Genomic DNA, 14,844 nt, shown 5'->3' with positions numbered 1-14,844 from the left:
TAAATAAAGCCGGTTAGTCCGGCTTTATTTTTTATCCTGAAAACTGAAAAGAGAAAGGATAATGTCCTGTATCTGTGCAGTGAAATTTCAGAATAGCATCAATATTTCTTGCTTGGGATTTTACAGGATGAAATAGGAGAAATAAGAAAGAAAAAATTTCCAGATATTAAATATAAATTTGTGGGATATTTTAGATTCTAAAATGTTGAACTACTTATTGCTGCCAATGATACAAAAACGGTTAACCTTATAAGTAATAAGAGTACAGTATTATATTTTTCTTGAGCTAGACTTTGATTAGCCTGAATGACAGGAGATTGTTTCTACAATAATTCAAGGTGCTGATTATAAAATAACATTATTTAATTTAAGGGAAGTATATGAGTCGCAAGAATGATTTTAAAGCTTTTTCTATTAGTGATAATGCGAATGTCATTAGTCAAGAAAAATATGAACAAAGCCAGGGGTTGCAGACAGGATTTTCTCCGGATAATGTTCCCACACACTTGTTAAATAAAGTATTGCGTCAGGCGTCAACCATATCATCTGTCGTGGCTGATTTTATTGCGACACGATCTGGTAATGATGTTCTGGATGATGGAAATATAGCCAAACTTACCGCTCAATTAAATAAGGCGATAGAACAAAAAATTACAGTAGGTATGCCCAGTGCTTCATTAACACAAAAAGGAGTTGTTCAGCTGACAAATGTGATTGGCAATAGCGACACATTGGCGGCTACACAAAAGCTTGTTCAGGACGTAATAAATTCATTACGTGAAGAGATTAATATACCTGTGGGTTCTCCTATTCCCTGGCCGCTAATCTATCCACCTTTCGGTTATTTCATTTGTAATGGTTCACCTTTTAATAAATTACAGTATCCGAAGTTGGCGGAGGCTTATCCTAGCGGTAGATTACCTGATTTAAGAGGCGAGTTTATCCGCGGATGGGATGATAATCGAGGTGTTGATGGTGGTCGTGGGCTTTTGTCTTGGCAGGGAGATGCAATCAGAAATATTACGGGGACAACTCAAATGATACATGCCCAAATGGGCGGTGCTCCTCAGACGCCTGTTGTGAGTGGGGTCATGGCATCGTCGCGATATGCTACGGCAGAAACACGTTCAGCAAATGGCGGCGCTAGTTCTGATCTTACCTATTTTGATATTGATGCATCAAGACAAGTCCCAACTGCTAACGAAAATAGACCTCGTAACATCGCATTTAACTACATCGTAAGGGCGGCATAATTCTGGTGGACGGTACAGCTTAAAGTAAGAATAAAGCCGGTTAGTCTGGCTTTATTTTTTTTATTATTTTTATATCCAGATGACCTTAATTCAGAAATACAAAAAGTGTCACCATTTTCAGCGGATATTGACACTGGCAATGCTGGTTTATGTATTAATTCGTTATCACTACATAATAAAAGTAAATTTTTAGTTGTTTCAATTGAATCTAAGAAATCACCGACTTTACCTGAAATAGAATGTGATCTATGGCTTCCTGAAATAATTCCTAATTTCATTACGTTTCCTCACGTTATATATTTTGAATATCTTTTAACACCAATATCAAAAACCAATTTCGCTATAAAAATTAAAATCAACGTTACCAGAGTTTGAATAAAAAACCATTTCATACTCATTATTCCACTTGCTACTGAAGCAGGAACACCAGTTATAAATAGACACGGAAGTATGAACATTAAAATAAAACGAACTACACCATGAAAAGATTGTTCAGGTCTCACCAATACTTTAAAACAAGGATTTGAGTTCTTAATACTAACTAATGAAGCTGTCCAAAATATTGTTGTTCTTATGATCCATGTAATTGAAGTAAGTATTAAGACTCCTTCTAATGCCATTATAAAATGTAAAAAAACCAACAAAATATTAGTGCCAAGGTAAATATGTACAGTAAAAAATAATGCTAAAGATAGGAATGACAACAAAAAATGCTCAAATGCAATATTTGTAGTAATATATAGAAATTGAGTATTTATAGGTAACGTTAAATGAGGTTCTAGTTTTAATGACTTGACTTTCTTAACCAGCAAGAGGCTTCCTTTACCAAATAAAAAAAGATAAAAATTATCGACTAAACATACCGTAGTAAAAAATATAATAATAAAATTGTCAGGTAAAATATGACCTGAAGATTGTGAGTTCAAAATAGCATACCAAAAAAAAGCTTGTGCTATATAGTAACTAAAATTAACAAAAGCGGATAACCAAAAATTTAATGGGCTTTTTTTTGCTTCTGACAATCCACTTTTAAAACCAATAAATATAACTTTAAGCATTGCTATTATACCCTTGATTGTATTTTAACATATAATTCCAGATAAAATTAAAAATCATCATTAAACACATCATGACTAAAAATCCATTAAATATAAAATAAATAGATATTGAATTTGTTGCAATTTTAACTGGAATATAGGTGATATATTGAAATGGAATATAATTAAATATTGATTTTAAAGAATCACTAAATACATCTAATGGTATTAACGCACCTGAAAGGACCCATGACAAAGTATCCTTAATAATTATAAAAGAATACGAGCCTCTAAATTTGAATGCCATACATGACAATATCATTGTTAAGTACAAGTTGATAAACAATCCTATGCATAAAGAAATAAATAGATATATAAAATTAGGAATGTCATTTTGGTATATAATTATGAATAAAATTAATGGTGACATTATAAATAATCTAGCTAATATCTGTCCCAAAGCATATTCTGAATAATATAATAGTATTGATTTTGGCATTGTAATTAATCTATCTATACTACCATCTTCAATATGGAATGATAAATTTTCTGGAAATCCGGTAATACTTGTTAATTGAAATATAATAACAGACCATAATATATAAACTATTATTTCATCATGTGTATAGTTAACAAAACCATTTGATTTTGTCATGGTGTCCCAAAAAGATAGTTCAACCGCATATAATGTTATAATTATAAATAAATAACCAAATATTATATTCTTAGCCCTAATGGTTTCAATAAAAGAAAATTTAATTATCACAGAAAAGGCCCTCTAGATATAGCGCATTCTTTTCTTTCGAGTTATTTTTATTTAGATTTATTTTTGATATTTCACTATCCTTCAAGAAGATAATATCCTTGCAAACATCCGCAATATCTATCATATTATGTGAGGTAATTAGTATTTTACTTTCATTATTTTGAGCATAATCTTTTAAGATATTGCGTAATAGAATTTGTGATTCTATATCTAATCCGATAGTTGGTTCATCCAATATCAATAATTTTGGCCTATTAAGAAAGTGTATTAATAAGTTGGATTTCACAGATTGACCTAAAGAACACGTTTTTGCTGGTTTTTTTGCTATATTTCTAAGGTTCAACATTTCTATCATATTCTCAATACTATTCTTATCATAATTACGTTTATATATCTTAGAAAAAAGCTCAATATTCTCATAGAGAGATAACTCCTCCCAAAGCATTGATTTATTGCCAAAAACGATACCAAGATTGGATAAAAGATTAAGAGGTCTTCCACTTGAATTAATGCCAAAAACGGTAATATTTCCAGAATTTGGAGTTAAAATACCGGAAATTAGTTTTATTAAAGTTGTTTTTCCGGCGCCATTCTTACCCAGTAATCCTATAATCTTGCTATCGTCAAATATTTCAATGTTTATATTTTTAAATAAAATCACTTCGACTTCATTTAATGAAAATATATTTTTAAAAATATTTTTCTTAATTTCTCTACTTTTATAACTAAAGCATAAATCAGTGATTTTTATCATTTTAATTCACTATCCTGGTAAGTAATATGTCATTATCATGCATGATATATTCTTTTACTTTACTATTTTCACCATAAACAATAAATTTCTCTTTATCTATATTCATTATTCCTTTCGCATAATCTTGATCCAAAAATAACTTATCTAATACTTCACCAGTTTATAAATGCCAACTTAAAATATAGCGGCTTTAACTGAATTTATATTAAAATTAATATTTGTTGTCAAATTAGAAAACAAGTTTGTTAACAAAAATGCTGAACCACATCACAGAGCGGACTCTTTATTAGATGCTATGCTTACTCTTTTATGTAAAAAGTTAAAACCACCGGTTTTAACTGGTGGTTTTATGATGGATGGGTTTTAAGCGACTGTTAAAAGTCATAGTTTTAACTCCAGGGTTTAATCGGTATCAGGTTTTAACAGTTGTTTTACCACTTTTTACGTCTGCTTTTTATCAATTTTAATCATCATGGTATATCTGGTTTTATGTTTTAAGACATTAATTATACTTGCTTTTTGTCTTTGTTGACGCTGTTTTACTGGCAATCCTAAATAGTTTTCATCAGTCGCTACCCTTTATGTTTTTTCGGAAAATCAAGTTTTTTCAGAACTTAAATCCTGCCATATTAACCGTTTTCACCGTTTTTTTATTTTGCTATCTTTTATGGTTTACTTCATAAAATAACGGAGAGAAAACATTTAAATACCAATCTATTCGGATAATGTTTTTGTGTTCTAATTTTTCAACTCACTGTTAATGGTTAATGGGTTTCGACTGAATTAGATTAACTCTCTTTCTAGAAAACATATTTATTATTAATTTTAATTCGCTGTTAAAAAGATGATAAACCGGTAAAACGATTCTTATGCCGAAAATCTTCTGCGATAAAGTGCTATAAATCGATCATTTTGTTTAGTATATTAAACAAATCTGGGCGGATTTTCGGGCTAAAAACCAAAAATTTCGCTTTTTAAAACCATATACTAAACAGAGGGTCAGCGTAATGAACCAGTATATTGATTTTAATTCAACTATTTATCCATTCCCTCCTAAACCTGCTTTTCTCAGTAAGGATGAAAAAAAACATTGCCGTGAAAAAATTAAACGCCTTTTGAAACAGCAGGATGCTGTTATGGTTGCACATTATTACACCGATCCTGAGATCCAGGCTTTAGCAGAAGAGACCGGAGGATGTGTTGCTGATTCATTAGAAATGGCACGTTTTGGCAATAATCACCCAGCCTCTACTTTATTAGTTGCCGGTGTGCGATTTATGGGGGAAACCGCCAAAATTCTCAACCCCGAGAAGCGTGTTTTAATGCCTACGTTGGAAGCTGAGTGTTCGCTAGATCTTGGTTGCCCTGAAAAAGAGTTTACCCAGTTTTGTGATGACAATCCTGATCGTACCGTGGTGGTTTATGCAAATACGTCAGCAGCCGTTAAAGCACGAGCGGATTGGGTTGTGACTTCAAGTATTGCTGTTGAGCTGATCGATTATCTGGATAGTCAGGGGAAGAAGATAATTTGGGCGCCAGATCGCCACTTGGGGAATTATGTCCGTAAACAAACAGGTGCTGATATTCTTTGTTGGCAAGGGGCTTGTATTGTCCATGATGAATTTAAAACTCAGGCTTTGATAAGGATAAAAGGTCTGCATCCCGATGCGGCGGTATTGGTTCATCCTGAATCGCCGCAAGCTGTTATTGATCTGGCTGATGCTGTTGGTTCGACCAGCCAATTAATCAAAGCCGCGCAATCTTTGCCACATCAGAAACTGATTGTGGCGACAGATAAAGGTATCTTTTATAAAATGCAGCAAGCGTGCCCTGAGAAGCAGTTATTTGCAGCGCCTACGGCTGGAGAAGGGGCGAGTTGCCGTAGTTGCGCTCATTGTCCGTGGATGGCGATGAATGGTTTACAAGCCATCGTTCAGGGTCTGGAACGGGGAGGGGATTTGCATGAAATATGGGTTGAAAAAGAGTTGCGGGAAAAGGCACTGATTCCCTTAAATAGGATGCTTGATTTTGCAACTCAGCTAAAATAGGAAATTGAATAGTGAGAGTAATATTTTATTGTAGATAATGATAGGATATGACAGATGGATTTTTTCAGTATTAACAATATATTAGTCAATATACCTCTGGGAAAGGGAGGATATGATTTATCGTGGATTGAGGTAGTTGGTACGATCGCCGGTTTGTTATGTATTTGGTTTGCCAGTCAGGAGAAGATAATTAACTATTTGTTTGGACTCATTAATGTCACATTATTTGCTGTGATTTTCTTTCAAATTCAACTTTATGCCAGTTTATTGCTGCAATTATTCTTCTTTGCGGCAAATATCTATGGTTGGTATGCCTGGAGCAGGGTTAATGATCAGCAGCAGATTGAACTTAAAATACGTTGGTTAAGTCTGAATAAGGCGGTAATAATTGGTCTAATTTCTGTGCTATTAATTGCCATGATGACTTTTAATATTGATCGGGTCTTTGGCTATCTGACTCAGATTGCCGTTATGATTATGCAAAAATTTGGCTTTAATGTTCAGATGCCGATGTTGGAGCCTGATGCGTTCCCATTCTGGGATTCGACAATGACGGTGCTATCCATTGTGGCAATGGTTCTGATGACCCGCAAATATGTTGAAAACTGGCTGGTGTGGATAGTTATCAATGTGATAAGCGTTGTTATCTATTTCCATCAAGGCGTGCTGGCAATGTCGTTGCAGTATGTGATTCTCTTCGGGATTGCATTTAATGGCTCCCGTTTGTGGATTCAGGCAGCTAAGGAAAACCATTCTTCGCCATTATCCCATAGGAAATAGTTTCCTAACTATGCCAGAGAATTGTTTTGTCGATTTCTGGCATATTTTTAGGTATTTACTTTGATAATTCTCATTTCTAAAGATATTTCAACCATAAGAATAGAGTTAACCACATTTAACTATATCTTGCCATGTCTTGAGCTAAGCATTGATTTATTTATTCTCTACAAAGAATATTTACAGTTTGGCTTCTAACAGTTAGATTAAAATCACAAGATTGCTTTAATTAAATATACAAAGATGTTAGATGAGAGAGGGTTATGAATTATCAGAATGATGATATAAGAATTAAAGAGATAAAAGAATTATTACCTCCTGTGGCACTACTTGAAAAATTTCCAGCAACTGAAAAGGCTGCATTTACAGTACGTAAGGCTCGCAAAACGATTCATCAAATTCTGACGGGGGAAGATGATCGTCTGTTGGTTGTGATTGGTCCATGTTCTATTCATGATCCTAAAGCAGCAATGGAATATGCCGGACGGCTGAATGATTTGCGTGAGGAGCTGAAAGAGGATCTGGAAGTTGTCATGCGAGTTTATTTTGAAAAACCGCGTACAACCATTGGCTGGAAAGGGTTAATTAATGACCCTCATATGAATCACAGTTTTGATATTAATGATGGTTTGCGTTTAGCTCGTCAGTTGTTGCGGGATATTAATGACATGGGGCTACCGGCCGCGGGTGAATATCTGGATATGATTTCTCCACAGTATTTAGCCGATTTGATGAGTTGGGGGGCAATTGGCGCTCGTACAACGGAATCTCAGGTTCATCGTGAGTTGGCTTCGGGTCTTTCCTGTCCGGTTGGTTTTAAAAATGGCACTGATGGGGCGATAAAAGTTGCCATTGATGCGATTAATGCGGCGGGTTCCCCCCACAGTTTTCTTTCTGTCACTAAGTGGGGACATTCCGCGATTGTGAACACCAGCGGAAACAACGATTGTCATATTATTCTGCGTGGTGGTAAAGAGCCGAATTATAGTGCCGAACATGTTGCTGCCGTGAAGCAAGGGCTGGAAAAAGCGGGTTTACCGGAAAGGATTATGATTGATTTCAGTCATGCCAATAGTTGTAAACAATTTAAAAAACAAATGGATGTGTGTTCAGATGTGAGTCGGCAGCTTATCGCTGGGGAGAAAGCGATTATTGGTGTCATGGTAGAAAGTCATTTGGAAGAGGGAAATCAGAATCCAGATAGCGGTCTGCCATTGGTATATGGCAAAAGTATTACTGATGCTTGCATTGGTTGGGCTGACACTGAAATTTTGTTACGTCAATTGTCGTCGGCAATAAAAGCGCGTCGTGGCTGATAATATTTTTCCAATATAAAAAACCGGAATCGACAACTCCGGTTTTTCATGTTTGCTGAAAGATATGCTGTCAGCGATTTTTTATAGTAAAAAAATTATTTTGCCTTACCTTGGTTAGCTACCGCGGCGGCTTTTGCCGCGATTTCATCAGCGTTACCCAGATAATAATGCTTGATTGGTTTCATGTTTTCGTCGAATTCATAAACCAAAGGTACTGCTGTTGGGATATTCAGCTCAAGAATGGCTTCTTCGCTCATATCGTCCAGATATTTAACCAACGCGCGCAAAGAATTACCGTGCGCGGCGATAATCACTTTTTCACCTTGAGCAACACGCGGTTTGATAACTTCTTCCCAGTAAGGGATCACACGTTCAATAGTGGTTGCCAGGCTTTCAGTCACGGGTAATTCTTCTGGTTTCAGATTCGCATAACGTGGATCATGGCCTGGGAAACGTTCATCATCTTGAGTTAAATCTGGTGGGGTGATAGCAAAACCACGACGCCACAGTTTAACCTGATCATCGCCGTATTTAGCTGCGGTTTCTGATTTGTCCAGACCTTGCAGAGCGCCATAATGACGCTCATTCAGTTTCCAGCTTTTTTCAACCGGCAACCACTGTTGATCAACTTGATCCAGAATATTCCACAGTGTATGGATAGCGCGTTTTAGCACGGAGGTGTAGGCAAAATCAAAAACAAAACCTTCTTCTTTCAACAGCTTCCCTGCTTGTTGAGCTTCGGCGCGACCTTTTTCAGATAACGCGACGTCAGTCCAGCCAGTGAAACGGTTCTCTTTGTTCCACTCGCTTTCGCCATGTCTTACCAGAACCAGTTTAGTGACAGCCATAGCTTAAACTCCTTAAAAATCAAACTTAATGGTAATTGAGCGTATTATATTGCCCTATGCGCCAGAACAGCAATCAATAGTCTTGTTTCAAACTTTATTTGCTTGGAAAGCTGAATTTCTTGCAGATTGCTGAATAGATACCGGGCAAATTTGACACGTTTATAGTGCGCTCACCAACTTGATTGGGTAAGTAAAGAACAGCAAATGAACCAAATTGAGCGCGAAATGGAACCCAACAGCGATCCATAGACGGCCACTCCACATCCATGCTAGTCCATATATTAATCCCGCAAGTGTAGCGAAAATCATCAGTAATGGGCCGCCGGCGAAGTGTGCGCCGCCAAAAATTAAAGCGGTGATGATCAGGGCAAAATAGGGGTTAATCCACTGGCTTAACCTCTGTTGGATATAGCCGCGGAATAGCGCTTCTTCTGCCAGGGAAACAAAGAAAATATTTGCCAAAATAAACATCGGCAGCCATTGTGGTATATGCAATTCAACCGCTAATCCTCCAAGCGCTGTTGCAATACTCAACAGTACAGGAATCGCTGTCGCTAAGATTATCCATGCATAAGGGCGAACCTTTGCCAGTGGCTTTGTTGTAAATAGGCCAGGCATGCAGCATAACAGCAGGAAAGGAATGAGTGCTTTGTCAAAGTTGAAATACATTGAGAATGGGACGCTATGAGGGCCTACCTGAACTTTATCGAGATATTTCAGGTTATTAAAACCGGGGAGCAGATGTAGGAATAATGCCGCTGCAAAGGCGAGTAATAGCAGTTCAGTGGTTATTTTAATGATGTTATTTTGCTGAAAATAGATACGTAGCGCGCCTAACAAAAAAATAATCGCAATAGTGGCGATTGCCGGATAAATCATAGTCTGCGTGACGAATCCGGTAATAATCGCAGCCAGTAGAACAATAAGCGCAGTTGTGCGGTGTATCGTTAATAACGCTAGTGATGTAGCAAGTAAACCCCAAATCATATAATTTCCCTTTATTTTTAACAAATTAAAAAATGATCTGAAAAGCAGACCAAAAATCGATGATAGATGTTATTTAGTGAGCGAAAAATAATAATGCATAATAACTAAATTGCGATGCTTTTTTAACTGGTCGGAGAAGAAATCCATCGGTGAGAATTATTTTTTGGTCAAAATTCGGTTAATGGAAAAGCAGTGTTATTAGTAAGGTTTATTTCTGATATATTGGACAGATCAGCCACTTGTATAAATAACCGGTGGCTGTCAGGTTGGGTTTGATCGAGTACAAATCCGTTTATTTTCGTGTACTGATTTTAACCTCCAGCTTACCTTTATTATCTGTTAATCCGGCGCCATAACGTCCTTTTAAATCATCATTGATACAAAGCTGTAATTCACCAGATAACCCACTCGGGACATTAGCTTCACGGCCAATCAAAAAAACGGTTTCACCGATACGGCCTACCAGTGCACCTACTGGCTTGTTTGGTAACGCGTAGTCTTCCTGGGCAATATGAGCACTATTTCCTTCTGCCTTGCAATCGCTGTACTGTGGGTTAAAAGACCATGTGCCGCTGAGGTAGGTAATTGTGGTTGTCTGACTTGTATGGACTGTCATATTGCTATTTTGCCAAGGTTGATCCGCAAATACATACATGGTTACTGGATATAAAATATTGGCTGCTAACTCAGCTTCTTGGGTTTCAAAGCCAGCTTCACCCAAGGCTGCGACTAACTCCTTGCGAGTTGTAGTTGGGTACACTTTAGGCTCAAGCAACATTTGACCAATGTCTAGCGAATCAAGCGTTGAGAAGTGCTTGTGCAGTGCAATTGCAATCTCGTTAATAGGAAAGTCAAGCTGACGTAAAATAACCGCGATATCAATGGGAGAGAGTGGGGTCAGAGAGACTTCACGTAGAGCATTAGCAATAGTGTTGTTATCCCTTTTAGATTGCAATGTATCTATTAACATCGCCTTGGAGACTAAGGTCATAGTAATGCTCCTTATTTTTATTTAAATAAACTCATGATACAACTACTGCCTACCATAAGTTTCTAGCAGGACAGCGGTTATTTCGCTGGCGCTAATGGATGGGTAGGCTGATTTTAATCCTTGCCCGGTTTCTGTTGCGGAATAACCCGCCAGTGCCATAACGTTGCCTAATACTTTGGCTTGAGTTGCAGGATATTTAGTGATTAATCTCTGTCCGCATTGATTGCCGGATAGGTGTTCGTCATAGGCTTTCTGAGCCAATTGTTCTATCGTTAATGCCTTGCCATATATAGCCAGTAGTATTTCGGTTATTTCGCTGGCGCTGATGGATGGGTAGGCCGATTTTAATCCTTGCCCGGTTTCTGTTGCTGAATAACCCGCCAGCGCCATAACGCTGCCTAATGCTTTGGTTTGGGTTGCAGGATATTCAGTGATTAATCTCTGTCCGCATTGATTGCCGGATATGCGCTCGTCATAGGCTTTCTGAGCTAATTGTTCTAGTGTTAATGCTTTGCCATATATCGCCAGTAGTATTTCGGTTATTTCGCTGGCGCTGATGGATGGGTAGGCCGATTTTAATCCTTGCCCGGTTTCTGTTGCTGAATAACCCGCCAGCGCCATAGCGCTGCCTAATACTTTGGTTTGGGTTGCAGGATATTCAGTGATTAATGTCTGTCCGCATTGATTGCCGGATATGCGGTTGTCATAGGCTTTCTGAGCTAACTGTTCTAGCGTTAATGCCTTGCCATATATAGCCAGTAGTATTTCGGTTATTTCGCTGGCGCTGATGGATGAGTAAGCTGATTTTAAGCCTTTCCCAGTTTCTACGGCTATATAGCCTACTTGCGCCATAGCTGCTGCTAGCATATTCGCCTTGAGATCAGGGAAGGATTTAATTATCAGTTTGCCGCAATCATTGCCGCTCATCTGCTGTTGATATGCCGACTGTGCAATTTGTTCTGGTGTTATCACCACCTCTATTGCCACTTCATCACTCCAGATACTTGGGATTGATGTTGCGGTGGCATCCGGCATACTAGCCAGATAAAGTTTATATGTTCCTGCAATCGGGATTGGTGGTAAAGGGATATGGGCTCGTCCAGTTGTGGAATTCTCGGTTTGTTGTATCCATGTATTGTTTGGGACCCATAAGCTGAGTAAGTAATGAGTAGTATCGGGACAGCATTGCCATTGAATCTCTATGCCGCTAGATTGGTAATTAGCCTGAATTTGCTGAGGAGTCTCCAGACGTAACCATTGCTGAACCTGACAAAATTCGCTGGCAATATAATTGGAGTCGCTCAATGCTGCTAATGAGAAACAATATTTCCCGGTAGGTTTTTGCTTATCAAAAATAATAGTCTCTGAATTCTGTGGAGCGGCAATTGAGCGGTTTTCGGTTTGTCCATCTCTCTCGATTTTTACGTTATAGTAGTGACTGGCGTCTGTTACCAGATTCCACTTCAATATAAGATTAATATCTCTTTCAATAAGGGATTTTTCTTCTAAGTTGATGTTCAATTCCGGTATTGAAAGACGATGTTGCTGTAATTGATTTTCTGAGCTGGTAAAGTCTTTCCTGGTGGCGGCTACTGACCAGGTATAAACGCCAGCGGCTAATTCCGGCGTGATAGGTAAAATAAATGAATTATCTTTGAGATTCAGTTTTTTATTGAGTAACGTTTCATTATTTGGCGCTTTTAATTTGACCTGATAACCGTCAGCATTTTCCGTATATCCCCATTTGAATTTAGCCTTATGATCCTTATATTCATAGGTTGCTGACAAATTTTCAGGTGGTTTGGGATCAGCAGGCTTGGGGGGATCGGGAGGTGTTGGTTTGCTGTTAATTTCATCTTTAATTTTATTGATAATGCCACCTATGACAGCCGCTCCTGCGGCTCCCGCTGCTACGCCCCCGGCAGCGGCTAAAGCTTCCGCTCCGCTCTGGACTGCTTCTGTTAGCGCGGCGTCAACCAACCCTTCACACAGTAATGTCATGGCATAATCAGCGGCTTTCTCGGCGGCTGTCAACGTCAGAAAGGTAGCGATAGCTTCACGATTTTCCAATAGCCCTTTAACAAAAGATTCAGCCGCACTTTTCAGCGCTGCACCGATAGCGTCAGGTAATTCCTCTAAGGAGAGGTTGTTTGGCAGCAAAAACGCTACGGCTTTTGGAAAGGAGAGAGTAACGAAATCTGTTCCTGCCATTGTCATGGTATATTTACCGTTTAACACAAAATACAGTTGGTCGTTCTGACTAGCATTATCAGTCTTAGTACTAAACGACGGGGAAATAGAAAACCGGGATGTGAGTAAATGTTCATTGACAAACTGGGTTAATTGGCCGCAATTGGAGCCTTTATTGCGTGAGAGTTTCTTTAATTCTTCTATAAAATTAATAAACTGGTTGTTATCTAAATCAAACGCAGGCCAGTCAGTAATTTTAAATCCTTCGCTCTCACTATAGGAAAAACCTAATTTCGTTGGATTAGGTAACAAAGGAGAAGAAATTTTATCCGAGGACAATGAGCCACTGATTTTTAATTTCCCGGTTTTATCTTTTGTACCTGATATTTCTACATTTAAACCAAAATCATGTTTAAAAAACAGCAGTCCACAGCGAAAGACGAATTTATTTTCCTTGACGGTGGAGAAAAGCAGGGTTGGACCGGGGTCCTGCTCAAAACCGGTAATTTGAAGTACAAATAATGAAATTGGATTAAGTAGCTGGATCTCTGCATTGACGCCTTCTTTGGTAATTTGTATATCCCCTTTGAGCTGCAAAGTTTCAATCAGTGTAATGTCAAATAGGGCATGGAGGTGAAATCCTGGCTGATAATGGGTGATGTCTTGATTTAATAACAGAGACTTTTCGGCTAAAGAGGAAATAATAGCATTTTCCTGTTTAATATCACCGTCTGTTTCGCGCCGGTAATAAAGGTTGCTACCCTGATGAAAAACGATATCGATAAAATGACTTGGCCAGAAGAAATTAGAATTATCGAATGATGCCTCAAATATACCATGTATCGATAAATCTTGATTGATAGCGACTGAAGCTAATATGGGGGCATTATCTAGAAAATAAAGACGTCCACTTAATGCCGGTAGTTTTGCATAATTAATTGTTCCCTCTACCCAATATAATCCGACTTTAGGTTGTTTCTTTTCTGGCACGGCAAAGGTGTAATTAATGCCAAAAGATAAATCACCAAATGTGACGCCAGTCATTCTTCCGTCAAAGGGCTTATCAATAGTGCTTTTTGAGTTTTCGTGACAGATTTTTAAAGATGCCTGTACTTGCTTTTCGTCTGCGCTTAAAGCCCCGTCAAAACAATACGTTTTCTGGAACAAATCTAATGTGATAGTGCCTGCTATTTCATATTTTGAGTGATTATCAAACTGATATTTAAGTATTAGATTATTGAAGCCAAAAATTTTAAATAGCTTGAAATCAGGAAGAACGGCAGTATAGCGGCTTTTTTTAATTGATTCGCCTGCGGATATTCCCCGATCCAAACGCCCACTGATCGAGATATCAGCCTGTGGCAGATCGCCATCTTTAACGCCAATCTCAATTAAGTTGTTAAATAAATAATTGCCTTTTAAACGCAAGGTTAGCCAGAAGGTACAACTATGGGATACCGGCGCTTCCATTTCTGTCACTGACTTTGGCAAAGGTATTTGTGGGAAAATGTTACTCAGTTTCTCTGTTTCTGGTGGATTGGCATGATTGGAGAAAGTAAAAAACCCCGCATCCTGTATTAATAACGGGGCTTCTTTCTCAGGTAAATCAAGATGAAAAGCATGGTTGAGTAATTTAAAGATATTGAGATTGTCAGCTCCTGCCTGTTTTGCAGTCATATCAATATAGATGAGAGAATAACTGTTGAATAAAGCAAGCCGGCATTGCATTGGGCTACGCATTTCGCCATCAAATATTTTGCACCAATCAAAATGGGCGTCAATCTCAAATCGTGTTCCCATATTTTACCTCAGATAGTGAAATGTACCGCTAAGGCTATGTTATTTATGGTTCTAAACGCATAGCCTTATGGTTAATA

The 14,844-nt window shown here is 37.9% G+C and carries 12 protein-coding genes; 4 read left to right on the top strand and 8 right to left on the bottom strand.

Going from position 1 to position 14,844, the window contains the following annotated elements:
* Positions 1-380: 380 nt before the first annotated feature.
* Positions 381-1,253: a phage tail protein gene (locus Phpb_RS11955; RefSeq protein ID WP_065390533.1), complete on the top strand. Its 873-nt coding sequence runs from the start codon at positions 381-383 to the stop codon at positions 1,251-1,253.
* On the opposite strand, the gene Phpb_RS11950 is transcribed toward Phpb_RS11955, so the two are convergent.
* The 4 genes from Phpb_RS11950 to Phpb_RS11935 are packed head-to-tail and all read right to left on the bottom strand — an operon-like array spanning position 1,232 to position 3,810.
* Positions 1,232-1,531 (bottom strand): hypothetical protein, encoded by a 300-nt coding sequence (locus tag Phpb_RS11950; RefSeq protein ID WP_065390532.1) that lies wholly within the window; start codon positions 1,529-1,531, stop codon positions 1,232-1,234. The two genes, Phpb_RS11955 and Phpb_RS11950, sit on opposite strands and share 22 nt — an antisense overlap.
* Positions 1,532-1,540: 9 nt before the next feature.
* On the bottom strand, positions 1,541-2,311 hold the full coding sequence (locus tag Phpb_RS11945; protein WP_065390531.1) for an ABC-2 family transporter protein: 771 nt from the start codon (positions 2,309-2,311) through the stop codon (positions 1,541-1,543).
* Entirely contained in the window at positions 2,304-3,056 is a 753-nt protein-coding gene (locus Phpb_RS11940) for an ABC-2 family transporter protein (protein WP_065390530.1), read from the bottom strand. The genes Phpb_RS11945 and Phpb_RS11940 overlap by 8 nt, the downstream gene beginning before the upstream one ends.
* A complete protein-coding gene (locus Phpb_RS11935; RefSeq protein ID WP_065390529.1) occupies positions 3,046-3,810 on the bottom strand; it encodes an ATP-binding cassette domain-containing protein in 765 nt (254 codons plus the stop codon). Before Phpb_RS11935 ends, Phpb_RS11940 begins: the two co-directional genes overlap by 11 nt.
* Before the next feature lie 1,007 nt (positions 3,811-4,817).
* Between Phpb_RS11935 and nadA the strand changes: the two genes are divergently transcribed.
* From nadA to aroG, 3 genes are all read left to right on the top strand, one after another.
* Positions 4,818-5,858, top strand: coding sequence for a quinolinate synthase NadA (gene nadA, locus Phpb_RS11930; RefSeq protein WP_065390528.1), 1,041 nt, complete (start codon positions 4,818-4,820; stop codon positions 5,856-5,858).
* Positions 5,859-5,912: 54 nt separating this feature from the next.
* Positions 5,913-6,638 carry a nicotinamide riboside transporter PnuC gene (gene pnuC / locus Phpb_RS11925; protein WP_065390527.1) on the top strand — a complete coding sequence of 242 codons (726 nt, stop codon included), beginning with the start codon at positions 5,913-5,915 and terminating at the stop codon, positions 6,636-6,638.
* A 260-nt stretch (positions 6,639-6,898) separates the two neighbouring features.
* Positions 6,899-7,951: a 3-deoxy-7-phosphoheptulonate synthase AroG gene (gene aroG / locus Phpb_RS11920; RefSeq protein WP_065390526.1), complete on the top strand. Its 1,053-nt coding sequence runs from the start codon at positions 6,899-6,901 to the stop codon at positions 7,949-7,951.
* A gap of 95 nt (positions 7,952-8,046) precedes the next feature.
* On the opposite strand, the gene gpmA is transcribed toward aroG, so the two are convergent.
* The 4 genes from gpmA to Phpb_RS11900 form a co-directional block, all read right to left on the bottom strand.
* A complete protein-coding gene (gene gpmA / locus Phpb_RS11915) occupies positions 8,047-8,799 on the bottom strand; it encodes a 2,3-diphosphoglycerate-dependent phosphoglycerate mutase (protein ID WP_065390525.1) in 753 nt (250 codons plus the stop codon).
* Between the two features lie 159 nt (positions 8,800-8,958).
* Positions 8,959-9,783, bottom strand: coding sequence for a CPBP family intramembrane glutamic endopeptidase (locus Phpb_RS11910; protein WP_205634773.1), 825 nt, complete (start codon positions 9,781-9,783; stop codon positions 8,959-8,961).
* 295 nt (positions 9,784-10,078) lie between these two features.
* On the bottom strand, positions 10,079-10,777 hold the full coding sequence (locus tag Phpb_RS11905; RefSeq protein WP_065390523.1) for a hypothetical protein: 699 nt from the start codon (positions 10,775-10,777) through the stop codon (positions 10,079-10,081).
* A gap of 42 nt (positions 10,778-10,819) precedes the next feature.
* Positions 10,820-14,767 (bottom strand): hypothetical protein, encoded by a 3,948-nt coding sequence (locus tag Phpb_RS11900; RefSeq protein WP_065390522.1) that lies wholly within the window; start codon positions 14,765-14,767, stop codon positions 10,820-10,822.
* Positions 14,768-14,844: the final 77 nt, after the last annotated feature.

This window comes from Photorhabdus namnaonensis (assembly GCF_001684335.1).
GTDB lineage: Bacteria > Pseudomonadota > Gammaproteobacteria > Enterobacterales > Enterobacteriaceae > Photorhabdus > Photorhabdus namnaonensis.
The sequence above is the reverse complement of the archived record's forward strand: the minus strand, read 5'-3'. Positions and strand labels throughout refer to the sequence as shown.